Origin of the sequence: Acinetobacter sp. YH01011 (genome assembly GCF_013420785.1) — a bacterium.
GTDB lineage: Bacteria > Pseudomonadota > Gammaproteobacteria > Pseudomonadales > Moraxellaceae > Acinetobacter > Acinetobacter towneri.
Genome location: NZ_VOYG01000005.1, coordinates 82,542 through 99,270, shown reverse-complemented (window position 1 = coordinate 99,270; position 16,729 = coordinate 82,542). Strand labels below are relative to the sequence as shown.

Sequence of the window (16,729 nt, the reverse complement as noted above, 5' to 3'; positions counted from 1 at the left end):
ATAAGTGACAGCTGGTGTCGCATTGCTATAAAGATAAGCTTGTTAGTACTATTATCACGTCCTTTCATAGGTCATAATGTCCTAAAATCAACCTGGATGTGAAAATGGGTAGTGTTCGATCATTTGATTTATTAAAGTTAGCTAGACAGAGATTTACACAGAAAGAATTAGCAAGTAAATTAGGTAAAAATATTAAAACTTTAGGACGTTGGGAAAGAGGAGAAACACCTTGTCCCGTCATGTTAGAACCTGCGTTACGTAATATTTTGGGAATGCCCGAATCACCGCAGAATCACTCAAATATGCCAGCTTTTAAGTTTATAGATTTATTTGCAGGAATTGGCGGTATACGTTTGGGTTTTGAAAAAAACCATGGAGAGTGTGTTTTTACAAGTGAGTGGAATGATTTTTCTAAGAAAACCTATATCGAAAATTATGGTGATCAGCACCCGTTTATTGGCGATATTGTTCCATTTCCAGCCGAAGAAATACCTGACCATGATGTATTGTTAGGCGGATTTCCTTGTCAGCCATTTAGTATTGCGGGTGTCAGCAAGAAAAACTCTCTTGGAAGACCACATGGTTTCGAATGTACTACACAAGGTACACTTTTTTTTGATGTTGCAAGAATTATTGCAAAAAAACGTCCTAAAGCATTTCTATTAGAAAATGTAAAGAATCTTATTTCGCATGATAAGGGAAATACTTTTAAGGTAATTCTTGAAACTTTGAGAGATGAGCTCGGCTACCATGTTTATTATAAAGTGATAGATGGACAGCATTTTACACCGCAGCACAGGGAGCGTATTGTAATTATAGGTTTTAGAGAAAAAGTAAACTTCTCATGGGAAGATATGTGTTTCCCTGAAGTGAAACCTGTTTTAGGTGATATTTTACACAAAACTGATGGGACTGAACCTTATTTAGAATGGGATGATAATCGTTTCTTTGATCACCATGGGAAAAATGTGCAATCTAAATATACTTTGACCCCTAATTTGTGGACTTATCTACAAAATTATGCAGAAAAACATCGAGCTGCAGGAAATGGGTTTGGATTTGGAATGGCTTATCCAGACAGTGTTACTAGAACTTTATCAGCACGATATTATAAAGATGGTTCTGAAATATTAGTTTATCAAGGGGAAAATAAGCGACCTCGGAGATTGACACCTAGAGAGTGTGCGAGATTAATGGGCTTTCCTGATACTTTTCGAATTCCTGTAAGTGACACTCAAGCCTATCGTCAATTTGGCAATAGTGTTGTTGCACCAGTCTTTAATGAAATTGCTCGTATTATGCTTCCACATATTCTTACAATGCAAAATGAGGAAATCACATTAAAGCAAATACCATTACCGATTTAAATGCTTAGGTGTACGTATGAAAAAGGGATATTTATCCGAATATTTTATGGGAGTGGCGGCAAAAAAGCTTAGTTTGGTTGAAGCAAATGTGCTTAGCTCTAATCAACACGAGTTTAACGGCATAAAGCAGTTACGTGAAATATTAGGAACAGAACGTAGAATATATGATGCTAAGATTATGTATTTAACGGATTTTGAGGATGAGCCAATTGTCGAAGAGAGTACCTTAACTTGGTACGATGCTCGTGAAAAGCATCCAACACGTTCCGAACATAGGCTGTATTTTAAAACAACATTGGTATCTCAAAATGCTAATGAAGGAGATTTACTTGTAATTGCTAAGCGACTTGATGAAAGCCTTCTTATGATTATCGCTGAAAGTGGTTCAAGTATTGCAAGACAAATTGAATGGTTATTTGGGTTTAATACAATAGCGCACCCTGGATTTTCGATTAAATCTGAATTAGAAACAGAACAAGATAGAATTGAGTTTGCATCTTGTTTCATTTTAGAAAGTATAGGAATTGCTGTAGAAACTTCAGAAGAAACATTTCTTGAAAAAATGCTTAATCAATTTGGTGCAAGGTTTCCAACTACAAAAGTTTTTTCAGAATTTGCACGTGGAACTGTTGATATTGATCCTAAAGAAGATCCTGATGTTGTATTAATGGCTTGGATGGAAAGAGAAGAAATATTATTTCGTACATTTGAGCGTTATTTGATCTCGGAAAGATTGTCGCAAGGATTCGGGAGCTGTAAACAGAATAATCTTAATGTCGATGGCTTTTTAGAATTTTCATTGTCCGTTCAGAATCGTCGTAAAAGTAGAGTTGGTCTTACATTAGAGAATCATATAGAAGTTTTATTACAACTTAACAATTTAAATTATAGCAGGAATAAAATTACAGAAAATAAAGTAAAGCCTGATTTTATTTTTCCTAGTATAGATCATTATCATGACCCAAATTTTAATACATCGGGGCTAACCATGCTTGGTGTGAAGTCAACATGCAAAGATCGTTGGAGGCAAGTGCTATCGGAAGCCGAAAGAGTTAAAGAAAAGCATCTATTAACATTGGAAACAGCTATTTCTGAGCAACAAACGAATGAAATGAAATCAAAAAAATTACAACTAGTAATTCCTCAGAAATTGCATGAAACTTATTTGCCTACACAGCAAGAATGGATAATTAACTTGAGTTGTTTTTTTGATGTGTTAAAAGCAAAACAACATAATTATTTCATTGAATCTAATTAATATTTATTTAGTGGAAACATATGGTTAATTAATAAAGTGCTAACGTTGAGGTTTAAACTGAGTACATCTTAAAATCTCAAAAAACCGTACAAGAAAACTGAAATAGAGTGCCCGTTCTATGCAAAGTTATTATTTTTATCTGCATACCAATCATAAAACCAATATTTATGTGCAAAAACAGCCAATTGAAGGGCTTGAGCCTGAATTTATCTGGATTGATTGCACCCGTGATGATGTGCTTAACCGTGCAGAACAGTGGCAACAAGAGATTTTTCAGTACAGTCAATTATCGCTCAATGAATATCATGTGCGCGATATTTTAAATATAGAGCATCCATGTGCGTTTGATACTTTAGATGATTATGACTTATTGATTTTCCGTAAACTGATCACACCCGAAGACCGTATTGCAACAGGGCAACAAGTCGGGGAGAAACATGAACGGATTTTTGGACTGGCCACTACGCCGATGAGCTTTATTATGACACCGCAGATTTTGATTAGTGTGCGGGAACAGGGCAATAAAGTCATGGAAAGCTATTTGTCACGTGTGGAAGCAGCGGTACAACGCCCGATTGAAGAACAGAATAAAGCACGCAAACTGGCAGCAACACCATTAGATTTAACGTTGCGTTTACTGAATTTGGTAGCGGATGATTACTTGGATATTCGCATGCCGCTAACCCGCCGTGTGGAATATTGGCAACAAGAGTTGTTGCAGGGACATCGTCGTTTTACCCGTTGGCATCAATTGCTGCAAGAAAATATGGCGTTTCAGCAAGTTGAAAATTTATGTGAAGAGCAAATAGAAGCCTTGCAGGAATTGCGTGATGAAATTGTCGATAACTACCCACATTTACGTGGCAAAAAACGTAGTGAACGGCAGGATATTATTTTGGTACGTTTGGATGATTTGACCAGTCACATTGAACGAATTCAAAAGCATACCATTCGCTTACGCTCTGCAGTGCAAACCGCAATTGATCTGCATTTTTCTGCTATTGCCAACCAGACCAATGAAAACATGCGGATTTTAGCCATCATTACCGCAGTTTTTGCACCTTTGACTTTATTTACAGGGGTGTATGGTATGAACTTTGAGTTTATGCCGGGGCTGAAACACGCACAGGCCTTTTGGATCATGCTTGGGGTAATGGTGATGACTACTTTGTTGTTGCTGTATTATTTTTATCGTAGGCACCTTGTCGGTCTGGGTGAAAAAAGTGTGATTGATATGTTGGCACAGCAACATAATGACCAACCCATGAATTTATTTTGGTTTTTAGACTATGAACCCATTAAGCAAACCGTGAAAGGCACCATTAAAGAAGTCGAAAAACTGACTAAAATTAAATAATCCAGAAGATAGACTTGCAGATGTGGTGATAAATTGAGTTCCACATCCAATATATGTCACAAGATAATTCGTTGATAAAAGTTGTCCACAGACCTCAAAAGTTATCCATAGGACTGATAAGCTTATCCACAGATTGAACCAGATAGGCAGACACTTAGCTCAAGATGGCAGTTTTTTGAATGCTGTTTTCAGACTTGAATACGCCATCTTGTTTTGCTTTTTGCCTTTTCTTGCTGTGTCCTGCATATCATTGCATTTAGATGTACGGTTTAGACTTGTATGAGCTTTTAAGCTAATTGATCATTTTGCGCTTTAAGCAGCAAGTGATACATTTCATCTTTCAGTCTTAATTTTTTGCGTTTCAGCGCTTCAATGTCATCATTAATCTGATGCACAGGATCAAGCTCTAACTGGCTAATTTCACGGTCTAGCTGTTCGTGATCTTCAAAAATTTTTGAAAAATGTGGATTGCTGTCGCGTAATCCCTGAATTAAATCACGAAACTCAGGAAACATATTTTTAATCTTCTTGTTGCAGTCTTTAGTTTTCATTGTGTAGATCATTCTCATCAAAAAAATTTACGGGCATAGAAAGAAAAACGCTCTAGCAAGGTGATGAATCACACAACTAGAGCGTGAGGATTAACTATGTTGAAAATTCAGATGTTTAACTTCTTTACGTAATTTTTGCACTTCATCAATCAGGTCAAGCATCATGGCGACAGCTGAAAAACTGGCATCAAAATCACGTTGCAGCCGATAGGCTTGGCGTGCACGGTTGATATCTTCACCAAAAAATTGGTGGATACGTTCGGCAGGGCGGGAAGGCAGGATGTCATATTCTAAAAGTTGTAAGACCCATTCAGGGCTTTGCCCACACGCTTCGGCAAATTTTTTTAAATCTAACTGGGTAAATTCTTCAATAATTTCTGTGTGCTGTCCGTCTGAAGTGATTTCACGATATAAAATAGTGGTCATGGCATACTCCTTCTGATCGAATTCAAACGAGTTGGCTCGCCTGAAATGAGGGATTGCTTTACATCAATAATTGGTGGATATCCAATAAGTGATTCTCTTTAATTTAGCCTGTGTACGCTGTAATAGAATCTTTTATTTGTATTCCTTTGGTGAAATTCAGCCAACCCTTTGCTGTGCTCACGCCTGTTATATTGATGTGTCAATTTGGCTTGTGCGTATAGATGTCTTATAGATATTAGTCTATTTTTTATTCAATGCCATCCTTTATTTCAATATTTTGGATTGAACGGTCGTACGGTGTTTAAAAGGATTGTTTCAAAATTTGGTAATAAAAAGGGCTCTTTAAAAAGAACCCTGTAAATCAATATCTTAGTTTTTGGAATTAGTATTTTACCCAAGTCACGCTGCGACCAATCACTGAAACACCTACATAGCCACGTAAGGTGAGGCGCTTACCGTTAGCGCTTAAACGAGCTTTGCCTTTATAAACTTTACCGCCAATTGGGTCTAAAACATGACCTTGGTTAAATTCACGTGGGTTTTTAGCATCTTGTTTAAAGCCCCAAATAAATGGCAAGCCAATAAAAGGTTTATTCTTTAAGTTACCTGGACAATTGCTACAAATCACCATTTTTTCTGCACCCGGAATATTACGGGTTTCCACGATAATGCCTTCATAAGTGCCATCTGGCTTTTTGCGAATTTCGACATCGGCACGTGAATAACCTGTGCGATCATCAATGGTTTTCCATTTACCGACCAGTAGATCGCTTTCTGCAAAGCCAACACTTGAGAGGGTTGTTAAAACGAAACCCGCAAAAATCCCTCTGAAATTTATTTTCATGAACAGCATCCCCAAAATTGTTATTTTAAAAAAATAGAGTAAAAATTCTATTTCGGGTTTTATAGCAAGAATGTAATAAACAAGCAAATTGAGCAGTGTGAGATGTCAGGCAGGAAAAGATATAAGTGTTATGGAGTTGGTAATTTAAATCTAATCATTCCGATAAAAGTGTGCAGAACACAGCTTTTATCGCATTGGTGAGGAATAAAATCAGTATTTCACCCACGTCATTTTGCGGCTGGCATTGGTGGCAAGGTCTACATTATAAAGGGTTAAATGTTTGCCATTGCTGCTTAAACGTGCACGAGTTTTATATTGTTTACCTGTGCGCGGGTCTAAATAGTCACCTTCATAAAATTCAATTTGATTGCTTGGCGTAGCTTTTAAGTGACTTAATGGCACAAAACCTAACAGTGGCTTATCTTTATTTTTACCCGTACAGAGTGTGCAATTTTCCAAACGCGGTGCGCCAGGAACCGCACGTAGTTCTATAATCGTAGCGGCATACGCACCTTGTTTATCTTTACTCATGACTACGTCAGACAATGAAAAACCTGTGCGGTAGTCTAATGTTTTCCATTTGCCCAAAAGTGGGTCTGCATTGGCTGCATAAGCTAAACTTGAACAGCAAATCGCGCTGATGAATGCTAAACGAGAAAAGAACAGGGTGTTCATAAAATCAATATCCCAGAGAAGAAGCAGCCTAAAATATATAAAGGCATAAAAAAAATATGGGATTATTTATACCCAATTTACGCGGTATTTTCTAGTAATTGCATGAAAGTTTTGTGAAATTAATCACATGAAAAGTAATAAAATAATAGGTTTTGACGATGGTCATCACGTAAATAAAAAATGAGCAGAATGTACTGCTCATTTTTGATGAATTTTCAGCATTGCATCACATATTAATCATGGTATTCACCATGCCATTTAACTGAGATGTTCTCCAAATAAACCTAAGGCTTCTTCGGCACTAAAGCTATATTGTGTGCTGCAGAATTGACAATCCATAGTAATAGGGTTCTTATGTTCCAAAGTTTCACGTACCGCAGCAACACCAATTTGCATTAAGGCATTGGCACAGCGCTCTTTGGAGCAAGTGCAACCAAAACGTAAGGCTTCCACTTCAGGCAAACGCACTTGTTCTTCATTGTATAAACGGTACAAAATTTCATTGACGTCTAAATCAGTCAATTCTTCCGCTTTTAAGGTTTCAGTCAGCATGGTCACACGCGGCCATAAATCTTCATCGACCCGTTGTTGTTCTTCTTCACTGTTACGCGGCAACAATTGAATCAGCAAACCGCCCGCACGTTCGGCATTGCTTGCCAACACAATACGAGTTGGAATTTGTGCCGATAAGTCGTAATACTGCATTAAACATTCAGCTAAATTGGCTTTGTCCAAAGGCACAATACCTTGATAACGCTCACCAAATTCAGGCTCGATATTAATAAACAGTACAGGACTGACCAAACTTTTCAGGACGGTACTGCTGTCTTCAGCGCTTAAAAAGCGCGGGTCTTGTTCGTAGTCTGCCAACGCACGCACTTCACCCAAGTGGTTACATTCCGCCATGGCCCATTTAAATGTGCCAGATGCCTGAATTTGTAAGCTAATACGCCCTTTAATTTTTAGGGTACTGGCCAGTAGGGCAGTGGCGCAAAGCATTTCTCCCAACAACACTTGTACCGCAGGCACATAATCACGTTGTTTCAAAATGGTTTGCAAAGCTTCTTCGAGATGAACTACTTCACCACGAACAGGGCTATCTTCAATAAAAAAGCGTTGGCGTAAATCAGACATAAAATTCTCCATAACCCTGTTTTAATGGTGGCAATATTGTAAAACACAAGTCAGTTTGCTGCATCACGTGTTACATCAATATGACTGCTATGCAAGCCGCGTTTTAAATCGACACCCAAGGGCATTTCACGGTTTTGTGCATCACTTTCAAACAGGTGTTCCAGTTCTGCCAAAGCGTTACGATGGGTTTCATATACTTTTTGTTCATCGGTATAAATGTGCTGCTGTTGTGCCAAGAGTTGTTCATCATAATCACGGAACAACTCAATGCTTTTATAGGCATCTTTTTCATTAATGCCCAAATCGCGCAAAGCCTGATAGGCCATGCCCAAGGAGGATAAATAGGTTTCCCGCCAAATATGGGTCACGCCTAAATCACGTAATAAATGCACGTGATGGCGGTCACGGGCACGTACCAATAATTTCAATTCAGGATAATTCAGGCGAATATGTCGTGCGACATTCATTGAATCTTCAATATCATCAATGGCTAAAATAAAAATTTGGGCATGTTGAATGCCTGCGGCACGTAAAATTTCAGGTTGGGTGGCATCGCCATAATAGACTTTGCCGCCATAATTACGCACAAAATCAATTTTGTCGATATTACTGTCAATTGCGGTAAAGTGCTGATGCTGTAAATGCGCCACACGGGCAATGATTTGTCCAAAACGGCCAAAGCCTGCAATGATCATTGGCGGATGCGCATCGGGAATCTCATCATACACAGGTATTTTTTCCCGCTCCAAACGCGGGATAATTTGACTGCTCATCAACCAATATAAAATTGGGGTCAGTACCATCGACAACGTCACAATCAAAGTCAGCGGTTGCAGCATGGCTTGACTGAGCACACTTTCACTTTGCGCAACGCTCAGCACCACAAAGGCAAACTCACCGCCTTGAGCCAAGCACGTTGCCAAGAGCAAACTATTGCGCCAAGAATATTCAAAATAACGTGCAATGGCCGTTAGGGTTAGCAGTTTGATGAGCATTAAGCCCAACGCACCGCCAATAATCAACCATGGCTGTTCCACCAACAAGGAAAGCTGGGTGCTCATACCTACAGTCATAAAGAATAGGCCCAGTAACAGACCCTTAAAGGGTGCAATGCTGGCTTCGAGTTCATGACGAAATTCAGAGTCGGCCAACAAGACACCCGTTAAAAATGCGCCTAAAGTGGTGCTAATGCCCAGCACATCCATAATGCTGACCACGCCGAGCACAATGAATAGACCTACTGCCGTGATCAGTTCATGTGCACCACTTTTGGCCACAAAACGGAAGAAGGGACGCATTAGATAACGGCTAAATAAAAACAGTCCACTAAAGGTGGCAATAATGGCTGCAAAGTAGGCAATACCATGGTGGGTAGATTCAGCACCTGCTAACATGGGAATGATGGCAATTAAAGGAATGGCGGCAATATCTTGAAACAGCAGAATGGAAAAGGATTGTTGTCCATAACTGCTGTTGAGTTGCTGCTTTTCTTGCAACATTTGTAGCACAAAGGCTGTAGAGGAAAGTGCCAGTGCAAAACCTATCACCACACTTGAGGCAATGCCTTGCTGTAAGGCAAAAAAAGCCAAGATTGCAAGTAGAATACCCGTGATGCCGACCTGTAAACTACCCAAAACAAAAATGGGCTTGCGCATTTCCCACAGCCGTTGTGGACGCAGTTCTAAGCCAATAATAAACATCAGGAACACCACACCATATTCTGCCAGTTCCTGAATATCATCGGGGTCGCTGGCAATATTGAATACGCTAGGCCCTAGCAAAATGCCTGTAAACAAATAGCCCAATACGGTCGCAATACCAAAGCGTTTTAGTAAGGGAACCAAAACCAATGAAGCGCCTAGAAAAATGGTTATTTGTAACAATAAGGACATGTGGTCATCCAAAGTTTAAAGCGGTGGATTATTGAAATAAGTGCTGATACAGCTAAGTTTCAATTTACAGTATTAGCTAAATTCTTGCGGATCTATATCTAAACTTAGTTTCATGCTGGATGGCTTTTCATGCAACATATTTTGCCACCAGTTCCTGATATAAAAATGTAAGCGTGCCCGATCTTTAGACAACAACACCATGTGTGCATGGAAACGTCCTGCTTTACGTTCCATTGGCGCAGGAATCGGCCCCCAAATTTCAATTAATTGTTCTGAATGTTCTCTAAGCCATTGTGCATGTTGTTGTAAAAATTGCTGGTTTAATTCCTGATTTTTAGATTCACAGCGAATCAAAGCACTGTAACGATAAGGCGGTAATTGTGCAGCTTTGCGTTCTTTTAAACTTTGTTTGGCGAACTTGCGGTAATCTCCCTCGACCAATGTGGTGAGAAGTGGATGATCAGGACGCACACTTTGCAAATAAACATCACCTTTATGCTCACCACGCCCTGCACGTCCCGCCACTTGCACAATCAGTTGAGCCGTGCGTTCAGGTGCGCGAATATCCACACTAAGTAAGCCTGAATCAATATCTAAAATTGCCACCAATGTCACATACGGAAAATGATGCCCTTTGGCCAGCATTTGCGTGCCCAATAAAATCAGTGGTTCGCTGCGTTGAATACGGTCATAAATTTTTTGCCAACTGCCAACACGACTGGTTGAGTCACGATCTACCCGAATCACATCTACATTGGGAAACAGCTCGTTTAAACTGTCTTCGACTTTGGCAGTGCCCATGCCAATTGGTTTGAGTTCTGCATGGTTGCAGGCAGGGCATTGCTCAGGTTTACGATGAATCGTACCGCAGTGGTGGCAATGCAAATGTGTATAAGGTTGATGATGCAAGGTAAAGTTGGCATCACAATTTGGGCATTTGGCTTGCCATGCACAGCTCTCACAAATCAATACAGGTGCATAGCCGCGTCGGTTTAAAAACACCAAAACTTGTTCTTTTTTAGCCAAACGTTTTTTGATTTCATCAATCAATTGTTGGCTAATACCGTGCTGTTTTTTGGCAATTTTTAAATCAATCAGGTGGATTTTGGGCATGAGTGCCGTGCCCGCGCGTTGATTTAATTCCAGACATTGCATTTTGCCTTGATCGACTAGTGCATAGCTGTCAATGCTTGGAGTTGCCGAACCTAAAATAACAGGGCAATTTTCCAGATGGGCACGATAGAGCGCAACATCACGGGCATGGTAGCGAAAACCTTCCTGCTGTTTAAAAGACAGGTCGTGTTCTTCATCTAAAATAATCAAGCCTAAATTTGGCAATGGGGTATAAATCGCAGAACGTGTACCTAAAATAATCGAGGCTTTGCCCGTTTGTGCGGCTTGCCACGCCTGCAAACGCTTGGAATCATTTAAACCTGAATGTAAGAGGGCGATGTGGCAGTGAAAACGCGATTGGAAACGGCTAATGGTTTGTGGCGTTAGACCAATTTCAGGTACTAACACCAACACTTGTTTGCCCTGTTTTAGTACCTCATGCATGATGTGTAAGTACACTTCAGTTTTACCGCTACCCGTTAAACCATCCAGTAAAAATGCCTTATATTGCTGCCGTACTTTAAGTACGCTGTCGATGGCTTTTTTCTGATCTGGATTAGGGGTTAAAGGCATTTGCGCCAAAGTCACTGGCATTGGGCTAAAATCTTGGGCTTCCAAAACACATGCGCAAATTTCTTTATTCGCCAAGGCTTTTAGGGTTGCGGTTTCAATGCCTGCTAAATTTAAAATATTTTCAGAAGTTCCCGAAGGATGCAGCTTTAAAATTTTATAGGCTTCTTGTTGTTTTTCTGAGCGTGTAATTTTAGCTTCGGCATGTGCATCCAACAATTTCCAAGTACGTGCCAATAAATTATAGGGTTTGGCTTGGCGCAATAAGCTAGGTAAGGCACTTTGCATCACTTCACCAATCGGGAATTGATAATATTGTGCCGACCATGTCAACAAAGTTAAAACTTTAGGGTCTAAAATCGCTTGCTCATCTAACAGTTCGCTAATGGCTTTGAGTTTAAAACGTGGATCAATTGGGGTGTCGAGTGCCAGTTTTTCGACAATAATTCCGACCAAGTTTTGCCGACCAAAAGAAACCAAGACCCGCGCGCCCACTTCTGCTTGCTGATATTGTGCTGCACTGAGCATATAATCGAAGCAGTCGTAAAGATATACGGGTACAGCCACTCGAATACGATAAACAGGCTGTGGGTCTAAAGTGGAATCTGGCATAGAAAAAGTCGTATCGTCCTGTGAAAAATGGCTTCGTGCTCGACTTTGGCATGTGTTAGAGTGAGCACAGAATTTATATCTAAGAATATGAATGATTTTAGTGGTCAGACGCAACTGCGTTGCAAGAAATTTTGGAAAATTAGAGCATTACAATGCCAGCATATCAATTTACTGCCATTGACGCTTCAGGGAAGCAGCAAAAAGGTGTTTTAGAGGGTGATTCTGCACGACAAATCCGTCAGCAATTACGTGACAAAGAATGGATTCCTGTCAGTGTCGATACCGTTGAACAAAAAGATAAACACAGTGGCAAACAATGGTTTCAGAAAAAAATCACCGCCTATGATTTGGCTTTGCTGACCCGTCAGTTATCGGTTTTGGTGGCTGCTGCGATTCCTTTGGAAGAAGCCGTTCGCGCTGTGGGTAAACAAAGTGAAAAAGCCCATGTGCAAAATTTGCTGATGTCGGTGCGTTCCAAAGTTTTGGAAGGTTATTCACTGGCCAATGCTTTACAACAATCGGGGCGTTTTCCAGACTTATATATTGCCACCATTGCCGCAGGCGAGCGTTCGGGGCATTTGGATTTAATTCTGGAACAATTGGCAGATTACACCGAAAACCGCTTTGCCATGCAGAAAAAAATTCAAGGGGCGATGATTTATCCCATCATTTTAATGCTGATGTCTTTTGCGATTGTGATGGGTTTAATGACTTATGTCGTACCCGATATTGTTAAAACCTTTGATCAGAGCAAAGATGCCTTGCCGTGGATCACCGTGGCATTAATGAAAGCCAGTGATTTTATTCGTGTTGCATGGCCGTTTTTACTGGTGGCTTCTGTGGTGGGGGTATTGTTGTTGGTGCGTTTTTTACGCACCACCGCAGGGCATTATGCCTTTGACCGTTTAACCTTAAAGTTGCCGTTATTTGCAAAATTATCACGTGGGATTAATGCCGCGCGTTTTGCCAGTACCTTGTCTATTTTGACTCAGTCGGGTGTGCCTTTGGTGGATGCGCTAAATATTGGTGCTGCGGTCAGTAACAACTGGGTCATTCGTGATGCGGTCAATTTGGCGGCAGAAAAAGTCACTGAAGGTGGTAACTTGGCGACGCAATTAGAGCGCAGTGGTTATTTCCCACCGATGATGGTACAAATGATCAAAAGTGGTGAAGCCTCGGGCGAGTTAGACCGTATGCTGTCACGTGCTTCAGACATGCAAGACCGTGAAGTGACCACACTGATTTCTACCCTGTTGGCATTATTAGAACCGTTGATGTTGGTACTGATGGCGAGTATTGTACTGGTGATTGTGATTGCGGTAATGCTGCCAATTGTGAATATGAACAATATGATTTAAATCGTTTTGAAGCATCGTTCTTCAAACAGAATCTAAAATAAATGTCGAATTGATATAAATAAATGAGAGAGATTGAATGAAACAGAAGCAACCGAGTAAACAGTCTGGTTTTACCCTGATTGAAGTCATGGTGGTGATTGTAATTTTAGGTGTGTTGGCGGCTTTAATCGTACCGAACGTAATGGGACGTGGTGAAAAAGCCAAAGTAGATACTACGGTTATTACTTTAAAAGGTGTGGCTGGCGCACTCGATCAATACAAACTCGATAATCAAAAATATCCTTCAATGCAAGACGGTGGTTTAGATGCCTTGGTGAATCAGCCTGCTTCGGCTAAAAACTGGTTGCCAGGCGGTTATGTGAAAGGGGGCTATCCGAAAGACAGTTGGGATAATGACATCCAATATGTGATTCCGGGTTCAGAAGGTCGTCCATTTGATTTATATTCTTTTGGTGCAGATGGTCAGCAGGGTGGTGAAGGTACCGATGCCGACATTTATTATCAGCCTTAATAGAAGATGAGTTGAGTCTATATATTGATTCAGTGAACTCCAAAAAAAACCGAGCGCTTAATGCTCGGTTTTTTTATGAATGGTTATTTCTAGCCGCTATTGAACAGTACTATTAACGACGTGATTTAAACGACACATCCACCTGACGTGGTCGATAAATCCACCCCATAATTAACAACAGCAATGAGAAAATCAGCACAGGCCAATCGCTGAGTTGGGTATACAGTGTTTGACCTTGCATGGCAGGCAGATCACCACGCAGCACAAATTCCTGATCCATTGGCGCTTGTTTGACAATATGCCCATGATGGTCAATAAATGCGGTCACACCTGTATTGGTGGCACGAACAAACCAGCGTCCATTTTCTTTGGCGCGCATTTGTACCATTTGTAAATGTTGCAATGGCCCTGCAGTACCCGTAAACCAAGCATCATTGGATACTGTTACCAAAAAGTCACTTTGGCTAGCATTGCGGCGGGTCAGGTTCGGATAAGCCACCTCATAACAAATGGCTGCCCCCAAATGATGCTGTTTAATTGCAAGCGGTTTTTGCTCAGACGCTCCACGTGAAAAACCACTCATGGATGGGTCATTTTGCATCGCAGGTAGTACCCAACTCAGTAAGCCTGAAAGCGGAATATATTCACCAAAAGGCACCAGACGCTGCTTTTTATACAAGCCTTCAGCCGCATCTCCCGTTGCCATAATGCTGTTGTAATACATTGGATGTTGCTGCACTTGTGATTCAGGCAAGTCCCAATACGGAATACCTGTCACCCACGAACTGCCCGTTTTTTCAGCCTGTGTTTTCATGGCATCCAAAAACGGTTCAATATCGGTCTGGAACATTGGAATGGATGATTCAGGCCAAACAATAATGTCGCGTCCCCATTCAGTTCGGGTCAAGCGGGTATAAATTTCCAAGGTCTTAATTTGGTATTCGGTTAGCCACTTTAAGTCTTGAGGAATGTTGCCTTGAATCAGAGAAACCGAGAGTGGCTTTTCAGATTTTGCAGTTACAAAACTGAGTTGTGCTGCACCCCATGCACCCAAAAGTAAAATTGCCGATGGAATCAGCCAGAAGATACGCTTTTTAAGGACTTCAACCAACGCACAGGCCAGCAAGATGACCACAAAAGACACCCCGAAAATACCAAACAACGGTGCATAGCTATCCAAAAAGCGTTCGGTGAAGGCATAACCTGCAAACAGCCATGGAAAACCTGTAAAGACCCAAGTTTTCGCCCATTCAAAAAATACCCATAGCGGTGCAAAAGTCAGTGGTGTTTCAGGGAAAAACCGACGATATAACCACGTTTGTACGGCAGTAAACAAACCCATCAACAGCGCCATAATGACAATCATCAGCACGCTTAAAAAGGCATTGGTGTCGCCATAGACGTGAATGGATGTATAGAGCCAAAATGCTCCGACAAACCACAACCCAATCCCGTAAGACCAACCAATCAAAAAGGCCTGTTTCGGGGTGCGTTTGCTTAAAGTCGCATACAGCAAAGCAGGTGAAAGTAAGGCAATCCACCAGTAATGATAGGGAGCAAGTGCCAAACTAAACACTGCACCTGCCAATAGGGCAATGATTAATGGATAAATTAAGGGCAGTTGTTGATGTTCTGCAGGATTAGACAGCTTGGAAAAAAAAGTCCTCATTGACGTACGGCTCGAATCAGATGAATAGTGCGGGCATCTGCTTCAAGAATGGTAAACTCCCAGTTGCCAATCACAATCACTTGTCCTTGCAAATCACTCACCAAACCAATTTCCTGAAGCAATAAACCGCCCACAGTTTCTACTTCATCGTCAGAAAAATCTGCATCTAAAACATTATTAAAATGTTCGATTGGTGTAAGTGCTTGTACTAACCAAGTATTTGCCGTTTTTGGGTCGTGATCGGGGATGATGTATTCTGCTTCTTCGTCAATATTGTCGTGTTCATCTTCAATTTCACCGACAATTTCTTCTAAAATATCTTCTAAAGTAACCAAGCCCGAAGTGGTGCCATACTCATCAATCACCACTGCAATATGGGTTTGGGTGTTTTTGAGCATACGCAATACTTGGTCTGAACGAGCACTTTCAGGCACAAATAACGGCTGACGCATTAAGGCGCGAATATCGACTTTGGTTCTTTGTTCGGTCAGTAAAGGCAATAAATCTTTTGCCAATAAAATCCCCACTACGTTGTCGGGTTGGTCAGATGAGAACACAGGAAAACGTGAATGTGCCGATTCGACCAGTACATGCAAAATGTCGAGTAGCTCATCATCTTCTTGTAAGCTAATCATGGCGGTACGTGGGGTCATGACTTCACGGATTTTGGTGGCAGGTAAATCCAGAACACCTTCGAGCATTGCCACCGTATCGGGTTCTAAAAAACGACGTGAATCTTGTACTAATTTTAGCAATTCATCGCGGGTTTCTGGTGCAGTGCCTAACCATTTTCTTAGGCCACGCATACCCCACGATGGGCCTGATTCCTCGTGCATGATCTTTCCTAAAGACTCTTTATATCTAAAAAACTTAGCTTAATCATACCTTAGAAAATACAGTTGTCTATTGCTAATCTTGGGAGAAAATGACGGCAATTACGTCACGAGATGTGTTGCTGTGCGTAGCGGGAACACATAAAACAAGGCTGCGCTTTATGCTAAACTAGCCCGATGTTTTAATATCGAGTCTGTGCATGTCTGAACTTCCTGTCACACCTAGTATTCAACTGAATACCCGCGGTTTGCGTTGCCCTGAACCTGTGATGATGCTGCATCAAGCCATTCGCAAATCTAAGTCTGGCGATGTGGTTGAAGTGTTTGCAACTGACAATTCGACGTCTTGGGATATTCCAAAATTTTGCATGCATTTGGGGCATGAGTTGTTATTGCAAGAAGAACGCTTAGATGAGCAAGGCAATAAAGAATTTCATTATTTGGTGAAAAAAGGCTAATAGGCAAAAATTAGCCTCAGCACTTTTAGAACACTATAATTTAAACACGATAAAATAGTCATGTGATCCATATAGGCATATTTCATTTGCATTTCATGCAA

Annotated in this window: 15 protein-coding genes; 6 read left to right on the top strand and 9 right to left on the bottom strand. The window is 40.8% G+C overall.

What is annotated here, in order from left to right; genetic code table 11:
- The first annotated feature begins 104 nt into the window (after nucleotides 1-104).
- From dcm to FTT78_RS04435, 3 genes are all read left to right on the top strand, one after another.
- Complete coding sequence (gene dcm / locus FTT78_RS04445; RefSeq protein ID WP_179989496.1) at nucleotides 105-1,367, top strand: DNA (cytosine-5-)-methyltransferase; 1,263 nt, start codon at nucleotides 105-107, stop codon at nucleotides 1,365-1,367.
- Between the two features lie 16 nt (nucleotides 1,368-1,383).
- The gene (locus tag FTT78_RS04440; protein WP_179989494.1) at nucleotides 1,384-2,625 is read left to right on the top strand and encodes a type II restriction endonuclease; all 1,242 of its coding nucleotides are present in this window, start codon (nucleotides 1,384-1,386) and stop codon (nucleotides 2,623-2,625) included.
- 118 nt (nucleotides 2,626-2,743) lie between these two features.
- Nucleotides 2,744-3,982 carry a magnesium transporter CorA family protein gene (locus tag FTT78_RS04435; RefSeq protein WP_004975927.1) on the top strand — a complete coding sequence of 413 codons (1,239 nt, stop codon included), beginning with the start codon at nucleotides 2,744-2,746 and terminating at the stop codon, nucleotides 3,980-3,982.
- 287 nt (nucleotides 3,983-4,269) lie between these two features.
- On the opposite strand, the gene FTT78_RS04430 is transcribed toward FTT78_RS04435, so the two are convergent.
- From FTT78_RS04430 to FTT78_RS04400, 7 genes are all read right to left on the bottom strand, one after another.
- Nucleotides 4,270-4,533 (bottom strand): YdcH family protein, encoded by a 264-nt coding sequence (locus FTT78_RS04430; RefSeq protein ID WP_131261090.1) that lies wholly within the window; start codon nucleotides 4,531-4,533, stop codon nucleotides 4,270-4,272.
- A gap of 90 nt (nucleotides 4,534-4,623) precedes the next feature.
- Entirely contained in the window at nucleotides 4,624-4,959 is a 336-nt protein-coding gene (locus FTT78_RS04425; RefSeq protein ID WP_096901332.1) for a chaperone modulator CbpM, read from the bottom strand.
- A 382-nt stretch (nucleotides 4,960-5,341) separates the two neighbouring features.
- A complete protein-coding gene (locus FTT78_RS04420; protein WP_004975935.1) occupies nucleotides 5,342-5,803 on the bottom strand; it encodes a DUF2147 domain-containing protein in 462 nt (153 codons plus the stop codon).
- Between the two features lie 210 nt (nucleotides 5,804-6,013).
- On the bottom strand, nucleotides 6,014-6,478 hold the full coding sequence (locus tag FTT78_RS04415) for a DUF2147 domain-containing protein (protein ID WP_004975938.1): 465 nt from the start codon (nucleotides 6,476-6,478) through the stop codon (nucleotides 6,014-6,016).
- A gap of 258 nt (nucleotides 6,479-6,736) precedes the next feature.
- Nucleotides 6,737-7,612, bottom strand: coding sequence for an Hsp33 family molecular chaperone HslO (gene hslO, locus FTT78_RS04410; protein ID WP_180043898.1), 876 nt, complete (start codon nucleotides 7,610-7,612; stop codon nucleotides 6,737-6,739).
- 50 nt (nucleotides 7,613-7,662) lie between these two features.
- Nucleotides 7,663-9,504, bottom strand: a complete 1,842-nt coding sequence (locus FTT78_RS04405) for a monovalent cation:proton antiporter-2 (CPA2) family protein (protein ID WP_180043900.1) — start codon at nucleotides 9,502-9,504, stop codon at nucleotides 7,663-7,665.
- 72 nt (nucleotides 9,505-9,576) lie between these two features.
- Complete coding sequence (locus FTT78_RS04400; RefSeq protein WP_180043902.1) at nucleotides 9,577-11,799, bottom strand: primosomal protein N'; 2,223 nt, start codon at nucleotides 11,797-11,799, stop codon at nucleotides 9,577-9,579.
- A 152-nt stretch (nucleotides 11,800-11,951) separates the two neighbouring features.
- Here FTT78_RS04400 and gspF point away from each other — a divergent pair, with 152 nt between their 5' ends.
- Both gspF and gspG read left to right on the top strand, forming a co-directional pair.
- A complete protein-coding gene (gspF, locus tag FTT78_RS04395; protein ID WP_004975948.1) occupies nucleotides 11,952-13,157 on the top strand; it encodes a type II secretion system inner membrane protein GspF in 1,206 nt (401 codons plus the stop codon).
- Between the two features lie 76 nt (nucleotides 13,158-13,233).
- Nucleotides 13,234-13,668, top strand: coding sequence for a type II secretion system major pseudopilin GspG (gene gspG, locus FTT78_RS04390; RefSeq protein WP_004975950.1), 435 nt, complete (start codon nucleotides 13,234-13,236; stop codon nucleotides 13,666-13,668).
- A 112-nt stretch (nucleotides 13,669-13,780) separates the two neighbouring features.
- Here the strand turns inward: gspG and lnt are convergent, their stop codons facing one another.
- Both lnt and FTT78_RS04380 read right to left on the bottom strand, forming a co-directional pair.
- Nucleotides 13,781-15,337, bottom strand: coding sequence for an apolipoprotein N-acyltransferase (gene lnt, locus FTT78_RS04385; RefSeq protein ID WP_004975952.1), 1,557 nt, complete (start codon nucleotides 15,335-15,337; stop codon nucleotides 13,781-13,783).
- Entirely contained in the window at nucleotides 15,334-16,173 is an 840-nt protein-coding gene (locus FTT78_RS04380; protein WP_004975954.1) for a CBS domain-containing protein, read from the bottom strand. Before FTT78_RS04380 ends, lnt begins: the two co-directional genes overlap by 4 nt.
- 197 nt (nucleotides 16,174-16,370) lie before the next feature.
- On the opposite strand from FTT78_RS04380, the gene tusA reads away from it, so the two are divergent.
- Nucleotides 16,371-16,628 (top strand): sulfurtransferase TusA, encoded by a 258-nt coding sequence (gene tusA / locus FTT78_RS04375; protein ID WP_004975955.1) that lies wholly within the window; start codon nucleotides 16,371-16,373, stop codon nucleotides 16,626-16,628.
- Nucleotides 16,629-16,729 lie beyond the last annotated feature (101 nt).